At 61.8% G+C, this 17,011-nt stretch carries 13 protein-coding genes; 3 read left to right on the plus strand and 10 right to left on the minus strand.

Annotation, left to right across the window (positions count from 1 at the left end):
* Positions 1-49: 49 nt before the first annotated feature.
* Together pncB and nadE are read left to right on the plus strand one after the other, a co-directional pair.
* Positions 50-1,264: a nicotinate phosphoribosyltransferase gene (pncB, locus tag AB4O23_RS01320; RefSeq protein ID WP_017526399.1), complete on the plus strand. Its 1,215-nt coding sequence runs from the start codon at positions 50-52 to the stop codon at positions 1,262-1,264.
* A 3-nt stretch (positions 1,265-1,267) separates the two neighbouring features.
* Positions 1,268-2,095 carry an ammonia-dependent NAD(+) synthetase gene (gene nadE, locus AB4O23_RS01325; protein ID WP_460061839.1) on the plus strand — a complete coding sequence of 276 codons (828 nt, stop codon included), beginning with the start codon at positions 1,268-1,270 and terminating at the stop codon, positions 2,093-2,095.
* Between the two features lie 136 nt (positions 2,096-2,231).
* Here the strand turns inward: nadE and azu are convergent, their stop codons facing one another.
* On the minus strand, positions 2,232-2,678 hold the full coding sequence (gene azu / locus AB4O23_RS01330) for an azurin (protein ID WP_017526401.1): 447 nt from the start codon (positions 2,676-2,678) through the stop codon (positions 2,232-2,234).
* 332 nt (positions 2,679-3,010) lie between these two features.
* Between azu and AB4O23_RS01335 the strand changes: the two genes are divergently transcribed.
* Entirely contained in the window at positions 3,011-3,193 is a 183-nt protein-coding gene (locus AB4O23_RS01335) for a hypothetical protein (RefSeq protein ID WP_017526402.1), read from the plus strand.
* Positions 3,194-3,239: 46 nt separating this feature from the next.
* Here the strand turns inward: AB4O23_RS01335 and AB4O23_RS01340 are convergent, their stop codons facing one another.
* The 9 genes from AB4O23_RS01340 to AB4O23_RS01380 all read right to left on the minus strand — a co-directional run bounded on the left by AB4O23_RS01340 (position 3,240) and on the right by AB4O23_RS01380 (position 16,998).
* A complete protein-coding gene (locus tag AB4O23_RS01340) occupies positions 3,240-4,130 on the minus strand; it encodes a transglutaminase family protein (protein WP_017526403.1) in 891 nt (296 codons plus the stop codon).
* Positions 4,130-6,616, minus strand: a complete 2,487-nt coding sequence (locus tag AB4O23_RS01345; RefSeq protein WP_017526404.1) for a circularly permuted type 2 ATP-grasp protein — start codon at positions 6,614-6,616, stop codon at positions 4,130-4,132. Before AB4O23_RS01345 ends, AB4O23_RS01340 begins: the two co-directional genes overlap by 1 nt.
* 70 nt (positions 6,617-6,686) lie before the next feature.
* Positions 6,687-9,977, minus strand: a complete 3,291-nt coding sequence (locus AB4O23_RS01350; protein ID WP_460147416.1) for a transglutaminase family protein — start codon at positions 9,975-9,977, stop codon at positions 6,687-6,689.
* A 176-nt stretch (positions 9,978-10,153) separates the two neighbouring features.
* Positions 10,154-10,603 (minus strand): hypothetical protein, encoded by a 450-nt coding sequence (locus AB4O23_RS01355; protein WP_135196324.1) that lies wholly within the window; start codon positions 10,601-10,603, stop codon positions 10,154-10,156.
* Positions 10,596-11,519 (minus strand): hypothetical protein, encoded by a 924-nt coding sequence (locus AB4O23_RS01360; RefSeq protein ID WP_017526408.1) that lies wholly within the window; start codon positions 11,517-11,519, stop codon positions 10,596-10,598. Before AB4O23_RS01360 ends, AB4O23_RS01355 begins: the two co-directional genes overlap by 8 nt.
* 212 nt (positions 11,520-11,731) lie before the next feature.
* A complete protein-coding gene (locus AB4O23_RS01365) occupies positions 11,732-14,035 on the minus strand; it encodes a YgiQ family radical SAM protein (protein WP_017526409.1) in 2,304 nt (767 codons plus the stop codon).
* 96 nt (positions 14,036-14,131) lie between these two features.
* Entirely contained in the window at positions 14,132-15,529 is a 1,398-nt protein-coding gene (dnaB, locus tag AB4O23_RS01370; protein WP_460085337.1) for a replicative DNA helicase, read from the minus strand.
* A 110-nt stretch (positions 15,530-15,639) separates the two neighbouring features.
* Positions 15,640-16,086, minus strand: coding sequence for a 50S ribosomal protein L9 (gene rplI, locus AB4O23_RS01375; RefSeq protein WP_003171376.1), 447 nt, complete (start codon positions 16,084-16,086; stop codon positions 15,640-15,642).
* A gap of 18 nt (positions 16,087-16,104) precedes the next feature.
* A complete protein-coding gene (locus AB4O23_RS01380; protein WP_017526411.1) occupies positions 16,105-16,998 on the minus strand; it encodes a YybS family protein in 894 nt (297 codons plus the stop codon).
* Between the last annotated feature and the right edge of the window lie 13 nt (positions 16,999-17,011).

Raw genomic sequence — 17,011 nt, forward strand, 5'->3', positions numbered from 1 at the left:
TGCGCGTAAAGGCCGGCGCTCAGCGCCGACCCGTCTGGAGATTCCCGTTATGAGCGAGAGTGTGTTTGCCGATCGCATCGTGCAGAACCTGCTCGACACCGACTTCTACAAGCTGACCATGATGCAGGCGGTGCTGCACAACTACCCCAACGTGGAAGTTGAATGGGAGTTTCGTTGCCGTAACAGTGAGGATCTGCGCCCCTACCTGGCCGAGATCCGCTACCAGATCGAGCGCCTCGCGGACCTGAGTCTGAGCCCTGACCAGTTGGGGTTCCTGGAGCGCATCAGCTTTATGAAGCCGGATTTTTTGCGCTTCCTGGGGCTGTTCCGCTTCAACCTGCGCTATGTGCAAACCGGCATCGAGAACGGTGAGCTGTTTATCCGCCTGCGCGGGCCATGGCTGCATGTGATTCTGTTCGAGGTGCCGATGCTGGCCATCGTCAGCGAAGTGCGCAACCGCTACCGCTACCAGAGCGTGATCCTCGAACAGGCTCGCGAGCAGCTGTACCGCAAGTTCGACTGGCTGACCGCAAATGCCGGCAGCGATGAACTGGCCGAGCTGCAAGTGGCCGACTTCGGCACGCGCCGGCGCTTCTCGTACCGGGTGCAGGAAGAAGTGGTCAACGTGCTCAAGCACGACTTCCCCGGACGGTTTGTCGGCACCAGTAACGTACACCTGGCCCGCGAGCTGGACATCAAACCCCTGGGCACCATGGCCCATGAATGGATCATGGCCCACCAGCAACTCGGCCCGCGCCTGATCGACAGCCAGATCGCCGCCCTCGACTGCTGGGTCCGCGAATACCGTGGCCTGCTGGGTATCGCCCTGACTGATTGCATCACCACCGACGCCTTCCTGGGCGACTTCGACTTGTACTTCGCCAAGCTGTTCGACGGCCTGCGCCACGACTCCGGCGACCCGGTGCAATGGGCAGAAAAAGCCATCGCCCACTACCACAAGCTCGGTATCGAGCCGATGAGCAAGACCCTGGTGTTCTCCGACAGCCTGTCGCTGCCCAAGGCCCTGGAGATATTCCGCGCGTTGCGGGGCCGCATTAATGTGAGCTTCGGCATCGGCACCAACCTGACCTGCGATATCCCAGGGGTGGAACCGATGAGCATCGTGCTTAAGATGACCGCCTGCAATGGCCAGCCCGTCGCTAAGATCTCCGATGAAGCGGGCAAGACCCACTGCACCGACCCGAATTTTGTCGCCTATTTGCGTCACGTTTTCAAAGTACCTGCCCTATCCAGCAAGGAGTGAATCATGCAAGCCGTACAGCGTGAGATTGCGCAGCAGCTCAACGTGCAAGCGCCGTTCAAAGACCAGGCCGCCCTTGAGGCCGAGGTGGCGCGCCGCGTGACCTTTATCCAGGACTGCCTGCGCAATTCAGGCCTCAAGGCGCTGGTGCTGGGCATCAGCGGCGGTGTCGACTCCCTCACCGCCGACCTGCTGGCCCAGCGCGCCATGCAGGAACTGCGCGCCAGCACCGGTGATGAGGCGTATACGTTCATCGCCGTGCGCCTGCCCTACGAAACCCAGTTCGACGAAATCGACGCCCAGGCCTCGGTGGACTTTATCGAACCCCACGAGCGCCACACCGTGAATATCGGCCCGGCGGTGAAATCGCTGGCCAATGAGGTGGCGGCGTTTGAAGGCCAGGCCGCGGTGTCCCGCGACTTCGTGCTAGGCAACACCAAGGCGCGCATGCGCATGGTGGCGCAATACACCATCGCCGGCGCGGCCGGTGGCCTGGTGATCGGGACCGACCATGCGGCGGAAGCGGTGATGGGGTTTTTCACCAAGTTCGGTGATGGGGCCTGTGATCTGGCGCCGCTGAGCGGGCTGGTAAAGAACCAGGTGCGTGCCATTGCGCGGCATTTCGGTGCGCCGGAATCGTTGGTTGAGAAGGTACCGACGGCCGACCTCGAAGACCTGTCGCCGGGCAAGCCGGACGAAGCGTCACATGGCGTGACCTACGCCGAGATCGATGCGTTCCTGCACGGCGAGCCGGTGCGGGAAGAGGCATTCCGGATCATCTGCGAGACATACCGCAAGACCGAGCACAAGCGGGTGATGCCGTTTGCGCCGTGAGGTGAGTCAGACAGCTTTGCAGTGACTGTCAGATAGCTATCGGGGGCAAGCCCCCTCCCACACTTGACCGAGTTCCAGCATGTGAATGCGGTCGAATGTGGGAGGGGGCTTGCTCCCGACGAACGATGACGCGGCCTTATTTGACGACCACAGTGCCTTTCATCATCGAGATGTGGCCTGGGAACGAGCAGAAGAACGCATAGTCCGTCCCGGCGGCCAGTTTCGACACATCGAACGTCACCGAATCTTTCTCGCCGGCACCGATGATCTTGGTGTGGGCGATGATGCGGGCGTCACCTTCTTTCAGGTAGTTCTTGTCGATACCGGCGGCCATGCCGTCGCTGGCGATACCAGGCATATCGGCGGCAGAACTCAGTACCCAGTTATGCCCCATGACATTTTTCGGCAAGCTGCCGGAGTGAGTCAGCTCAACGGTGAACGTCTTGCAGCTTTTGTCGATTTCAATGGCTTTGGTGTTGAAGGACATCTGGTCAGTGGAGTCGACGGTGACCTTGCACTCTGCAGCAAGCAACTGGCCGCTCGCCAGAGTCAGCAGGGAAACAGCAACGAGTTTGGCAAACATGTGAATCTCCAAGGCAGGGTTTAAACAACGCGGATTGCGATAAGGGTGCCTCAAACGGGCTTGAATGCTTATGATCTGAATCAACAAATTGTATACAACTTTAGGCTATCAGACTTATCAACACAATCTACCAGCCTAAGTCGCAGCACCCGCCTATGATCGGCCCAACACTCACTGGAGCCCGAGCCATGCACTTCAATCAATTCTTCAACGGCCTGTTGGCCGCGTATGCCTGCGGTAAGTGAAGGCCAAGCGCGTCGCTAAGCTGCTACCATAGCGACCCAAGGCAGCTGCGCGCCGCCACCCTCACCTTCGACCCAAGAGGATCGCCCATGGCCAAACCTAATTACTCCTTCGCCAAACGTCAGAGAGACTTGGCCAAGGAACAGAAGAAAGAGGAAAAACTGCAACGCAAGAAAGCCGCTGCCGATGAAGAAACCGGCGCACTGAACCCGGACGTCGATGCTGAAGAAACGAACGACGAGACGGAAACACCAAAAGATCCGGCTGAATAATTTTCTTTGTGGTGAGCCGGCGCGCCCTGCTCACCACAATCCACCGTCACTCCAGCGGCATCACCGTCACCCGTACCTCCGGGTCATGGCTCCCTCCCCCCAGAATCACCCCCCGCAACGGCGACACATCGGAAAAATCCCGGCCCCAGGCCAGGGTGATGTGCTCCAGTGCCGGCTGTACGTTATTCGTCGGATCAAAATCCACCCAACCCGCCACCGGGCAAAACACCGAGACCCACGCATGGGAGGCATCGGCGCCGATCAGCCGTGGCTGGCCGGGCGGTGGCTGGGTGAGCAGGTAGCCGCTGATATAACGCGCCGCCAGGCCCCGCGAACGCAGGCAGGCGAGCATCAGGTGGGCGAAGTCCTGGCATACGCCGCGGCGGCGTTCCAGCACTTCCACCAAGGGCGTGGCGACCTGGGTGGCTTCGGCATCGAAGGTGAATTCACTGAAGATTTTTTCCATCAGCGCCTGCACGCCGAGCAGCAAGGGCTCGCCGGGCGGGAAACAGCTTTCGGAGAACTCGACGAAGGTTTTTTTCAGGTGCACGTAGGGTGATTCGAAGCGATAGCGGCACGCTTCGATCCGCTCAGGGGTCATTGTGTGGCTGCTGTAGGTCAGGCTGTCACGCGTCTGATCCCAGGGCGGCGACTGCTGAAAATCCAGCACCGGCCGTGCCAGCACTTCGACGGTCAGCCCGGCATTGACCAACAGTTCATCGTGGGGACGCTCGAAGGCCAGGCGCGTGATCGGGTTGCCGAACACATCCAGCTCATCGCGCCGCGACGACGGCTGCGGGCTGATTTCCAGTTGCTGCGCGGTGCAGCGCTGCCAGGCACACGGCCGTGGCCACAGGTGCGCCAGTTGCTGGGCCAGGGACACCGGGCTGTCGTAGTGGTAATGGGTATCGTGGAAAATCTGGTAGCGCGCGCTCATTACACCGACACCGTTTGCTGGCTGACATCATCCACATGGGCAAAATGGCGCAAGGCCAGGCGGTCCGACACTTGCCCGCTTTCATCGGCCACCGCTTGCAGCAGGTCGGCCAAGCCATCCAGCGCGGCACGCACGCTGGTTTCGCCAAACAGCCCGTTCTCCAGGCAGCCCAGGTCGAAACGCGCCAGGCGCTCCACCAAGGGGGCCAGGCCGGTCTCGCGAGGTACGCCAAAATCGTCGTTGAGCCGACGCAGGGTGCGGCTCACCAGCTTGAGCTGGAACAGCACCGCATGGGGGTTCTGCTCGTCAAGCAGCAACAGGTCGAGCACCGGGATCAACTGCGGCACCGCCAGGTAGCGCGAGCGATAGGTGATGCTGCTATTGCCCAGTTCCAGCAACCACTCCAGCCCCGCCTGATCGAATACCGCCACGCCGCGCAGAAACGCCGCAAGGCTGCTGCTCAGAAATTGCAGGCGCTCGATACGCCGGCCCATCATCAGGAAGCGCCAGCCTTCGTCGCGCGTCATGTCGTCCAGGGCAAAGCCGGACAGCGCGGCGAGGGACATGACCAGGCGGTTGAGAAAATCGAGCAACTCGCCAAAGTCCGGGCTTTCGTTTTCCAGTTCCAGGGCTTCGCGTTGCAGCTCGACCAGAGCCTGCCAGTTCTCACGGGACAACTTGCCGCGCACCTGGGACGCCGCCCACTGCAAGCGCTGCAGGTTGGCGCGCAGGCTTTGCGGCCAGTCATCACCGAGTAACGCGGCCATCAGGCGTTCGGGCAGCGCGTCTTCCTCCGGCAACAGACGCAGGTTTTCACCCAGCTCCACGGCGGCCTGCAACGCCAATGGATCGTCACCATCGACGTAGCGCGCCAGCACGATACGCAGCCAACGCGCACTGTCATCGCAACGCTCGCAATAGCGGCCGAACCAGAACAGATTCTCCACCACGCGGGACGGCAGATAAGGATCGCGGCGCACCAGGTCATGCGCGCCAATCATGCGCTGCGCACGCCACTGCTCGCCGCCCGGCGCGCGTTCGCCGAGCACCCAGGTGTCTTTGCTGGCGCCACCGCGCTGCATCGACACCACTTCGGCATCGGCCTCGGCCGCCACGCGGGTCAGGCCACCGGGCAGCACGCGGTAGCCATCGGCGCTGGCCACGGCGTACACACGCATGCCGATGGCGCGGTGTTGCAGGTGGTCATCCACGGTGTGCCATACCGGCGCCTGGGACAGTTGCGCCAACTCTTGGGCGACATAGGCATAGGGCCGCGCACGCATGCGCTGGGCCAGGGCCTGGCGTTGCTCATCGTTCAAATCGCGGCCAAAGACCGGGGCGAAACTCTGCGATGGAAATGCCGGTTTGATCAGCAACTCCGGCAGCTTCGCCAAGGCTTCGGCGAGCACCGGCGCCTCACCGCACCACCACGTGGCGATGGACGGCAGAATCAGCGCTTCACCGAACAGGAATTCGTTGATTTTCGGCAGAAACCCCAGCAGCCCCGGCGACTCCAGCACGCCACTGCCCAACGCATTGGCCACCAGCACATTGCCCTGGCGTACCGCATCAAGCAGGCCGGGCACGCCGAGGGCCGAGTCAGTGCGCAGCTCCAACGGGTCACAGAAGTCATCATCCAGGCGCCGCATGATCGCGTGCACCCGGCGCAGGCCGCTGAGGGTCTTGAGGTACACGGTGCTGTCGCGCACGGTCAGGTCGCCGCCTTCCACCAAGGGGTAGCCGAGCTGGCGGGCGAGGTAAAGGTGTTCGAAGTAGCTTTCGTTGAAGCGGCCAGGGGTGAGCAGCACGATCAGCGGCGGCTGGTCGTCGCCGGGGGCCTGGCGGGCCAGGGTTTCCTGAAGCGTACGGAAGAAACCGGTGAGGTGTTGCACCTGCAAATCACGGTACAGGTCCGGGAAGGCGCGGGACACGATGGTGCGGTTTTCCAGCGCATAACCGGCGCCGGACGGGGCCTGGGTCCGGTCGGCGGTGACCCACCAACGACCATCCGGGGTGCGCGCCAGGTCCACGGCGTACAGATGCAGAAAGGTGCCGTCGGGGGGCAGGATGCCCTGGCACGGCCACAGGAAATTGTTATGCCCGAACACCAGCTCCGCCGGCAGCAAGCCTTCCTTGATCAGGCGCTGCGGGCCGTAGAGATCGGCAAGCACAGCATTGAGCAGGCGCGCACGCTGGGCGATACCGGCAGACAACTGCTGCCATTCATCGGCGGCCAGCACGTGGGGCAACAAGTCCAGCTCCCACGGGCGGTCGGCGCCCTTGGGGTCGGCGTAGACGTTGTAGGTCACGCCGTTTTCCTGGATCTGCCGCGTCAGCAGCGCCTGGCGCTGGGCCAGTTGCGCCGGGGTGCTGCGTTGCAGGTGGTCGAGCAGGCGCCGCCAATGGGCACGCACCTCACCGCTGTCATCCAGCAGTTCATGATAAGTGCCCGCGGTGAGCGGGTAACGGTCGAGCAAGTCGGACATGGAACGCTCGGGCAGAGGCAAAGGGGCTCAGATTAACCTAACAAACACTGCAAATCCGCTGTGGTCGCATTCAGTCTTTTTTATTGGGAAAACGTCGTAGATCCAGAGTCATCGGCAGCTCGTCATTAATCTCCAGGTTTGGCACCGGCAGCTTTCCAGGCGTATGCCCCAACCGGAAGAACCGCTCCTGCCGCCGGCTCTCGGCTCCGTTGGCATTCACCGGCAAGCTGTCGTAATTGCGCCCGCCCGGGTGCGCGACGTGGTACTGGCAGCCGCCCAAGGAGCGTTGCATCCAGGTGTCCAGCAGGTCGAACACCAACGGCGCGTGCACCGGGATGGTCGGTTGCAGGCAGTTGGCCGGTTGCCAGGCGCGATAGCGCACACCGGCGACAAACTCACCTACACGGCCGGTGGGTTGCAGCGGCACCGGGATGCCGTTGCAGGTCAGCAGATAACGTTGCGGCGCCAGGCCGCTGAGCTTGACTTGCAGGCGCTCCAGCGACGAGTCCACATACCGCACCGTGCCGCCCACTGCGCCCTCCTCGCCCAGGACATGCCAAGGTTCAAGGGCCTGGCGCAGTTCCAGTTCGATGCCGCTGACGGCGTAGTCGCCGATCTTGGGAAAACGGAACTCCAGGTGCGCGGCAAACCACTCGGCGCGCAGCGGGTAGCCGGCGGCGTTGAGTTCGACAATGACGTCGGCGAAATCCTGCTCGATAAAGTGCGGCAGCAGGAAACGGTCATGCAGCTCGGTGCCCCAGCGTGCCAATGTCGGCGGTGCATAGGGTTCACGCCAGAAGCGCGCGACCAGCGCCCGCAGCAGCAGCTGCTGGGTCAGGCTCATGCGCGCATGGGGCGGCATTTCAAAGGCACGCAGTTCCAGCAGGCCCAAGCGGCCTGTGGCGCCGTCGGGCGAGTAGAGCTTGTCGATGCAGAATTCGGCGCGGTGGGTGTTGCCCGTCACGTCGATGAGCAGGTTGCGCAACAGGCGGTCCACCAACCAAGGGGGGCAGTCTTCACCGGGGGCGGGCATCTGTGCAAAGGCGATTTCCAGCTCATACAACGCATCGTTACGCGCTTCATCCACCCGTGGCGCCTGGGAGGTCGGGCCGATAAACAAGCCGGAAAACAGGTAAGACAGCGACGGATGGTTATGCCAGTAGCTGATCAAACTGCGCAGCAAGTCGGGGCGACGCAGGAACGGCGAGTCCTTGGGCGTGGCGCCGCCGAGTACAAAGTGGTTACCGCCACCGGTGCCGGTGTGGCGCCCGTCGATCATGAACTTCTCTGTGGTCAGGCGGGTTTGCCGAGCCTCTTCATAGAGGAACTCGGTGCGCTCGACCAACTCGTCCCAGGTGGCGGACGGCTGCACGTTGACCTCGATCACACCGGGGTCCGGCGTGATCCGGAAGTTGCTCAAGCGCATATCGAACGGCGGTTCATAGCCTTCCAGCAGCACCGGGCAGTGCAACTCCTCAGCGGTGGCCTCGATGGCAGCCACCAGCTCCAGGTAATCTTCGACCCGCTCCAAGGGCGGCATAAACAGGTACAGGCGCCCTTCCCGTGCTTCAGCGCACAGCGCGGTGCGGGTCAGCCAATCGGCGGACTCGTCCACCTCTGGCACGCGGTCTTCACTGGGCGCAGGCTCACCGTGGCTTTGCAGTTGCGCGGTGGTGGGCAGCGGCGGCTGCTCCTGGTTCGGGTCAGTGGGATGCACAAACGGATATTCCGCCGCCGTCACCCATGGCTGCGACGCCAGCGGCAGGCGATAGCCCAGCGGCGAATCCCCCGGCACCAGGCGGCAGTGATTGTCGCGCAGGTACCAGCGGCCGCTTTGCCAACGGTCATTGGCCGCCGTGCGCGCCAACGGCAACACTTGACCGATGACTTTATCCAGCCCCTGGCTGAACACTTTGCGCAGGCGCGCGCGCTCCAGGTCATCGCTCAGGCGCGGTTCTTGGGCGGTGACGTTGTGCGGCAGCGCGCCTTCACGCCACAGGTAGTAGAAATTGTCTTCGAAAGCCGGGAACACAAAGCGCGCCGGCAGTTTGAGGCGCTCGGCGACGCTGGCCAGGAAGCGCCCGGCCATCACCCCATCGGCGCCGTAGTCTTGTTGTTCATCGGCAATCAACGCGCTGTTGTGCCAGATCGGCACGCCGTCGCGGCGCCAGTAGCAGTTGAGCGACCAGCGCGGCAGTTGCTCGCCGGGGTACCACTTGCCCTGGCCGAAATGCACCAGGCCCTTGGGCGCATAGTGCTGGCGCATGCGCTGGAACAGCTCGGCCGACAGGCGACGTTTGTCCGGGTCGAGGGCCGCGGTGTTCCATTCGGCGCCGTCGGGGTCGTCGATGGACACGAAGGTCGGTTCGCCGCCCATGGTCAGGCGTACGTCGTCCTTGAGCAGGTCGCCATCGATCTGCCGGCCCAGGGCCTGGATCGCCAGCCATTGTTCCTCGGTGTAGGGCTTGGTCACCCGAGGGGCTTCCCAGATCCGCTCCACCGACATTTCGTGGGTAAATTCGCACTCGCACGGTTCCACCAGCCCACTGATCGGTGCGGCGGACGATGGGTCAGGGCTACAGGCCAACGGGATATGCCCTTCACCGGCAAACAAGCCGGACGTGGCGTCCAGGCCGATCCAGCCGGCACCGGGCAAATACACTTCGCACCAGGCATGCAGGTCGGTGAAGTCCACTTCGGTGCCGGACGGGCCATCAAGGGCTTTGACGTCGGCGGTCAGTTGAATCAGGTAGCCCGACACAAACCGCGCCGCCAAGCCCAGGTTGCGCAGCAGTTGCACCAGCAACCACGCCGAGTCGCGGCACGAGCCGGAGGCGTTTTCCAGGGTGAATTCCGGGGTTTGCACGCCCGGTTCCATGCGGATCAGGTAACCGATATCGGCGGCCAGGCGCTGGTTGAGGCCCACCAGAAAGTCCACGGCGGGCAACGGCGTACGGTCGATACCGGCCAGGTAGGCGGCGAATTTCGGGGTCAGCGGCAGGGTTTCCAGGTACGGCGCCAACTCACGTTGCTCATCGGCGGCGTAGCTGAAGGGGATTTTCTCGGCGTAAGGCTCAAGGAAAAAGTCGAACGGGTTGAACACCGCCATCTCGGCGACCAGGTCGACTTCGATACGCAGTTGATCGGTCTTTTCCGGAAAAACCAGGCGCGCCAGGTAATTGCCCTGGGGGTCTTGCTGCCAGTTGATGAAGTGCTGCTCGGGCAGCACTTTGAGTGCGTAGGACAAAATCCGCGTACGGCTATGAGCCGCTGGGCGTAAACGCACGATTTGTGGGCCGAGTTCAACAGCGCGGTCGTAGCGGTAATGCGTAACGTGGTGCAACGCGACATGAATCGACACGGCGGCCTCCTGCGAGCCAGGGCATGGACACAACGTGCGCAAGACTTATGCCAGAGCGGCGATCATTGCGCGTTATCGTAAGACCCGCTGCAGTACAGCACCAAAACGGCGCCAATGTACGTGCCATGGTGCAAGAGCTGCACATATTTGTGGCGCAGGGTGGCGAATCTACCCATCTAGCGTGCTTTGTGTGTGGCGATGATGGCTTGGCGCAGCCGCCTCACTTCAACCAGTTTCTGGCGCATTTCGCGGTGACGCTTACTGTTGAGCAGCAGCAACCCCAACAGCGGGAACAGCAGGCTCAAGCCATAGGAAAGCGGATGCGGACCAAACGCGATGGTGGGCAGCACCCCCAGAACACAGAGCGCAAGCAACATCACCAGCGGCCATACCCATTGCGGCCGCCCGCGCGCGATCATGAAATTGCACTGCACGATGCCCCACGTCAGCGCGAGGCCACCCAGGAAGGAATACTTGAGGTTGTCGTCCATCGGCAAGCGCGGGAAATAACTGTCGAAAATCAGTGGCACCGCGAATACCAGGCTGAACACCGCCGCCAAAATCGCCCCCATGAAGACCGGGAAGTACTGCGCCAGAAAACTGCGAATACCGGGTAGCTCATTCATTGCTCATTTCCTCATACAGTCCCACGGCAATGGTGCGTACGTTCCCCGAGATTGCACTGCCGGTGAAGCCGATGGCCGCGCCCAGGGCATCCTGTATCTGGGTCACCGTTGCATGCTTGACCTGGGCGGGGGTGAAACGCTTGGTCGCCTCGCCGGACAGTTGCTTCAACTTGAGCATTTTGGCGGTCATGCGCGGGTCCTGGATGCTGAGCAGTTCCTTGGTGAGCTTGGCGCGCTCTTGCCGGTTCAATCCTCGCAATACCTCCCGCACGCTTTTGCCGGTGGTGGCCTGGTTCAGCCGCACCAGCTTTATCGTGGTCAACGTCGATGCCCCGACCCCGATCAAGGACGCCGCATCCAGCGCGATCATCGTGTACTGATACCACTCCGAGCTGTCGAGCTTGTCGTTTTTGGAGGGGTCACTGATCTCATTGCTGACGCGATAACCACTGGCAAAACACTGCAGCGTGCTGGCCGTGGCGGCGGTATAGCCGATGGCCGTGATCACGCTGCTGGCGCCCGCCGTGAACGGCACGGCGACGGTACCGCTGAGCACGACGATCCAACCGATGATCGCGCCTGCGCAGGACAGGGACGTATTGATCGCCTCTCCCACGAGGCGCGATTCGCGAGGGTTGTCCTGGACCTGTTGCGCAAACTGCGCCGGGGCAATGTACTTCTGCGCTTCACGCAAAATAATGCGCTTGGGGGCAATGCTGCAGATCGGCTGGAATTCACGCAGGGTGACCACGTTGAAATCGGCGTCGATATACACGACGCCCGCCCCCACGATGGCCGGGTCAGCATCAATGGCCGCAAACAGGCGTGGCAGGTTGATCTGGCTTTCGATGCGCTGGCGCGCCATGAACTGGGAGCGGTTGGAGTCCATGCCGATGTTGAGCAGGGGGTTGCTCATTGGGGTGCTCTTCCTTGAAGGGGGTGGTGACTGGGCTGATGCTATCGGGGGCAAGCCCCCTCCCACATTTTGAATGTATTCACGCAACACGTGTGGGAGGGGGCTTGCTCCCGATGGCGATCTAATGGGCGCCACCTTAGCAAACAGGCTACCCACTCGCCACACAGCAAAACGCCAGCTCAAGGCTGGCGTTCTGCATATTCAAGCGGCGATCAACGCGGTACAACCGGCTTGCGCGCCGGCTTGCCGCCTTTACCCTTGGCCGCATCGCTGCGCTCTTTGGCCGCCTGTTTGTTACGTGCCTGCGCGGCGGCCTTGGCTTGTTCACGCTTGTCCCACGGGTTGCTGCCGTCGCTGCCACGAGGCGGCAAACCGGTGTGCTGGGTGAGGATTTTAGTGGTGGTTTCCTTGGCGACCTTGTGGCTGCCGGCCGGCGTCGAGTTCTTGCGACGGGCGCTCTGGTAGCTGTCGGTGCTCGGCTGGTGCAGCGGGATCAACTGGTCCTTGCCCGGGCCGATCAGGTCGGCACGGCCCATGCGGGTCAGCGCTTCACGCAGCATTGGCCAGCCTTTGGGGTCGTGGTAACGCAGGAACGCCTTGTGCAGGCGGCGCTGCTCCTCGCTCTTGACGATGGTGACCGCGTCACTCTTGTAGGTGACCTTGCGCAGCGGGTTCTTGCCCGAGTGATACATCGCGGTGGCGGTGGCCATCGGCGACGGGTAGAACGCCTGCACCTGGTCGGCACGGAAACCGTTGCCCTTGAGCCACAGGGCCAGGTTCATCATGTCTTCATCGGTGGTGCCAGGGTGGGCGGCGATGAAGTAGGGGATCAGGTACTGCTCTTTGCCCGCTTCCTTGGTGTACTTCTCGAACATGCGCTTGAACTTGTCATAGCTGCCGATGCCCGGTTTCATCATCTGGTTGAGCGGACCTTCCTCGGTGTGTTCCGGGGCGATCTTGAGGTAACCACCGACGTGGTGGGTCACCAGCTCTTTCACGTATTCCGGCGACTCGACGGCCAGGTCGTAGCGCAGGCCGGAAGCGATCAGGATCTTCTTCACACCCGGCAACGCACGGGCGCTGCGGTACAGCTGGATCAGCGACGAATGGTCGGTGTTCAGGTTCGGGCAGATGCCGGGGAACACGCAGGACGGCTTGCGGCACGCGGATTCGATTTCCGGGCTCTTGCAGGCGATGCGGTACATGTTCGCGGTCGGGCCGCCGAGGTCGGAGATCACCCCGGTGAAGCCGGGTACTTTGTCGCGGATCTCTTCGATTTCGCGAATGATCGATTCTTCGGAACGGTTCTGGATAATGCGGCCTTCGTGCTCGGTGATCGAGCAGAAGGTGCAGCCGCCGAAGCAGCCCCGCATGATGTTCACCGAGAAGCGGATCATGTCGTAGGCCGGGATCTTTTCCTTGCCGTACGCCGGGTGCGGAACACGTGCGTAAGGCATGCCGAACACGTAGTCCATTTCTTCGGTGGTCATCGGGATGGGCGGCGGGTTGAACCACACATCCACTTCACCGTGCTTTTGCACCAGGGCACGGGCGTTGCCTGGGTTGGTTTCCAGGTGCAGCACGCGGTTGGCGTGGGCGTAGAGCACCGCGTCGCCACGGACCTTTTCCACCGACGGCAGGCGGATCACGGTCTTGTCACGGGTCATGCGCGGGCTGGCCAGGATCTGTACGACCTTGGCTTCTTCCGGGTCATCAACAGGCCCCTTCTCTTGCTCGATAGCGCAAGCCTGGGTGTCCTGGGTGTTGACGTACGGGTTGATGATCTTGTCGATCTTGCCCGGACGGTCGATACGCGTGGAGTCCACCTCATACCAGCCCGCCGGCGTGTCCCGGCGAATGAATGCGGTACCGCGCACGTCGGTGATGTCTTCGATCTTGTGGCCCCACGACAGGCGCTGGGCAACTTCGACAATGGCCCGCTCGGCGTTGCCGTACAGCAGGATATCGGCGGTGGCGTCGATCAGGATCGAGTTGCGCACGCGGTCCTGCCAGTAGTCGTAGTGGGCAATGCGACGCAGGGACGCTTCGATGCCGCCGAGTACGATCGGCACATTCTTGTAGGCTTCCTTGCAGCGCTGGCTGTACACCAGGCTCGCACGGTCCGGGCGCTTGCCGGCCATGCCGCCGGGGGTGTAGGCGTCGTCGGAACGGATTTTCTTGTCGGCGGTGTAGCGGTTGATCATCGAGTCCATGTTGCCGGCCGCGACGCCAAAGAACAGGTTGGGCTCGCCAAGCTTCATGAAATCGTCTTTGGACTGCCAGTTCGGCTGGGCAATGATCCCGACGCGAAAGCCCTGGGACTCCAGCAGCCGGCCGATGATCGCCATGCCGAACGAGGGGTGGTCAACGTAGGCATCACCGGTGACGATGATGATGTCGCACGAATCCCAGCCAAGCTGATCCATCTCCTCCCTGCTCATGGGCAGGAATGGCGCAGGACCGAAACATTCGGCCCAGTACTTGGGATAGTCAAATAACGGCTTGGCTGTTTGCATGACGGTGACCGGTGTTGAGATGAAAAATCGCGGGCGCGGAATATAGCACAAATTTTGACCAATTCCGACGGTAATGGTCGGAATTGAATAGACGGATTATTCGTCGTCGTCGAAGTTGTAACTGCCCGGCGCCAGGTTCTCGAAACGCGTGTACTTACCGATGAATGCCAGGCGGATAAAGCCAATCGGGCCGTTACGCTGCTTGCCGATGATGATCTCGGCAATGCCTTTGTGTTCCGTTTCGGGGTGATACACCTCGTCGCGGTACACGAACATGATCACGTCGGCGTCCTGCTCGATCGCTCCGGATTCACGCAAGTCGGAGTTCACCGGACGCTTGTTGGGACGTTGCTCCAGGGAACGGTTGAGCTGGGACAGCGCCACCACCGGGCAGTTGAACTCCTTGGCCAGGGCTTTCAGCGACCGGGAGATCTCGGAAATTTCGTTGGTACGGTTGTCACCGCTGGAACCTGGGATCTGCATCAATTGCAGGTAGTCGATCATGATCAGGGCGATGTCGCCGTGCTCACGCACCAGGCGACGGGTACGCGCGCGCATCTCGGAGGGGCTGATGCCCGCCGTATCATCGATAAACAGCTTGCGGTCATTGAGCAGGTTGACCGCCGAGGTCAGGCGTGGCCAGTCATCGTCTTCGAGGCGACCGGCACGCACCTTGGTCTGGTCGATACGGCCGAGGGACGAAAGCATACGCATGATCAGCGATTCACCTGGCATCTCCAGGGAGTACACCAGGACTGTCTTGTCGCTGCGCAACACCGCGTTTTCCACCAGGTTCATCGCAAAGGTGGTCTTACCCATGGATGGACGGCCGGCGACGATGATCAAGTCGGACGGCTGCAGGCCGCTGGTCTTCTCATCGAGGTCCGTGTAGCCGGTGGAAATACCGGTGATCGCGTTGTCGGTGTTGAACAGGGTGTCGATGCGATCGATGGCCTTGGTCAACAGGTCGTTGACGCTGACCGGGCCGCCGGTTTTCGGGCGTGCTTCGGCGATCTGGAAGATCTGGCGCTCGACCTCGTCGAGAATCTCGGCGGCGGTGCGGCCCTCGGGGTTGAAGGCACTGTCGGCGATTTCGGTGCTGATGCCGATCAATTGGCGCAGAGTGGCCCGCTCGCGCACGATCTGGGCATAGGCCTTGATGTTGGCGACGGACGGCGTGTTTTTTGCCAGCTCACCGAGGTAGCCGAGGCCGCCGACCTGGGAGGTCTGACCCTCTTTGTCCAACTGCTCGGCCAGGGTCACCACGTCGATCGGTGAGTTCTGGTCGGCCAGCTTGGCGATGGCGCGGAAAATCAGGCGGTGGTCATGGCGATAGAAGTCACCGTCCGAGACTTGATCCAACACGCGTTCCCAGGCGTTGTTGTCCAGCATCAAGCCACCGAGCACGGCCTGTTCGGCCTCGATGGAATGCGGCGGCACCTTCAGGGCAGCGGTTTGCAGATCGTATTGCTCAGGAGCTGAAATATCGTTCATGGCCACTTGGAATTTGGGGATTGTAGAAAAACAAAAGGCACGACCTGTAAACAGGATCGTGCCCGATGTTAACCGGCTGACACGCGAGGTGCCAGCCAGTTAGGTGCTGCTTAAGCTGCTACCACGACAACGCGTACGGTGGCTTCAACTTCGGCGTGCAGGTGCACGGCTACGTCGAATTCGCCTACGTTGCGGATGGTGCCGTTCGGCAGACGAACTTCGCTCTTCTGCACTTCAACGCCGGAGGCGGTCAGTGCATCAGCGATGTCGTGGGTGCCGATCGAACCGAACAGCTTGCCTTCGTCACCAGCGGTGGCAGTGATAGTCACTTCCAGCTCAGCCAGTTGGGCAGCGCGAGTTTCGGCCGAAGCTTTCTTGTCTGCTGCTGCTTTTTCCAGCTCGGCACGACGCTCTTCAAACGCAGCCAGGTTGGCAGCGGTTGCAGCGGTGGCTTTGCCGTATGGCAGCAGGTAGTTACGACCGTAACCGGCCTTAACGTTCACTTTGTCGCCCAGGTTGCCCAGGTTGGCGACTTTTTCCAGAAGGATCAGTTGCATGTGAAAATCCTCTAACTTTTAACCTTCACCGTTCGCGTTATCGGCGTCTTTCGGCGCCAGACGACCGCGAAAATCAATCAGGCCGTCGACAATGGCCAGAACCACGAGTAACGGATAGATCAGCTGCATGAACAGCAACAGCGTGACGTACAACCCCACCAGCCAGAACCTGGCCAGGCGCTTGCGCGCAACGAGCCCATGGATCAGGGCCAACCCGGCAAACACCAGCGGTACGCTGCAAATCGGCGCCAGCAAGGCCATCTGTGGGCCGAAGTTCGGCCCGACAACCATGCACGCCAGCAGCAACATCGCCGGCCCCGCGGGGATTCTGATACCGCGAAACTCGCGACCAAAACCACCCGGGTTGTACAACAACGCCTGCCAATAACGCCCAAGAATCAGGCTCAGCACGCTGACGACCTGCAACAAAGCCGCAATCAGGCCGGTCAGGACCGGGGCAATCAGTGACGCAAACCGCGCTCGCTCATCTACCGATAATTGCTGGTAGAGATCCCCGAGGGCCAGCGGCAGGATCTTGACGATCTCCTGCGCCAGCGCCTCGATTTGCGGGCGGAAAGCCGCGCCAAGCATCACTGAGTACACCAACCCCAATGCCACGCTGACCAGCAGCGTACGGACCCAGGACTCACTTGCGCGCAAAACCAACGCAAGGCTCGATGACCCCAGCAGTACCAGAAGTACCCGTGGATCACCCATTTGCAGCCACCAGATCAAGGCCGGCAACAAACCCAGGGCAAGAACGCCAAGGGCGTCCTTCAAACCGCGCCGCAGCAGCACAAGGCAACCCGCGGCGGCACCCAACCAATAAAGCAACGGCAATGCCGCACAGCCAGCCACTACCAGAGTGGCCTGCATACGGCCGCGCATGATGAACTCAGCTAAGGCGCGCATGCATTCAATCCCT

It is taken from the genome of Pseudomonas sp. H2_A10, assembly GCF_054680085.1.

What these genes read in the sequence shown, in the direction of transcription:
- pncB (WP_017526399.1), top strand. Translation starts at nt 50, where the DNA reads ATGAGCGAGAGTGTGTTTGCCGATCGCATCGTGCAGAACCTGCTCGAC.
- nadE (WP_460061839.1), top strand. Translation starts at nt 1,268, where the DNA reads ATGCAAGCCGTACAGCGTGAGATTGCGCAGCAGCTCAACGTGCAAGCG.
- azu (WP_017526401.1), bottom strand. Translation starts at nt 2,678, where the DNA reads ATGTTTGCCAAACTCGTTGCTGTTTCCCTGCTGACTCTGGCGAGCGGC.
- AB4O23_RS01335 (WP_017526402.1), top strand. Translation starts at nt 3,011, where the DNA reads ATGGCCAAACCTAATTACTCCTTCGCCAAACGTCAGAGAGACTTGGCC.
- AB4O23_RS01340 (WP_017526403.1), bottom strand. Translation starts at nt 4,130, where the DNA reads ATGAGCGCGCGCTACCAGATTTTCCACGATACCCATTACCACTACGAC.
- AB4O23_RS01345 (WP_017526404.1), bottom strand. Translation starts at nt 6,616, where the DNA reads ATGTCCGACTTGCTCGACCGTTACCCGCTCACCGCGGGCACTTATCAT.
- AB4O23_RS01355 (WP_135196324.1), bottom strand. Translation starts at nt 10,603, where the DNA reads ATGAATGAGCTACCCGGTATTCGCAGTTTTCTGGCGCAGTACTTCCCG.
- AB4O23_RS01360 (WP_017526408.1), bottom strand. Translation starts at nt 11,519, where the DNA reads ATGAGCAACCCCCTGCTCAACATCGGCATGGACTCCAACCGCTCCCAG.
- AB4O23_RS01365 (WP_017526409.1), bottom strand. Translation starts at nt 14,035, where the DNA reads ATGCAAACAGCCAAGCCGTTATTTGACTATCCCAAGTACTGGGCCGAA.
- dnaB (WP_460085337.1), bottom strand. Translation starts at nt 15,529, where the DNA reads ATGAACGATATTTCAGCTCCTGAGCAATACGATCTGCAAACCGCTGCC.
- rplI (WP_003171376.1), bottom strand. Translation starts at nt 16,086, where the DNA reads ATGCAACTGATCCTTCTGGAAAAAGTCGCCAACCTGGGCAACCTGGGC.
- AB4O23_RS01380 (WP_017526411.1), bottom strand. Translation starts at nt 16,998, where the DNA reads ATGCGCGCCTTAGCTGAGTTCATCATGCGCGGCCGTATGCAGGCCACT.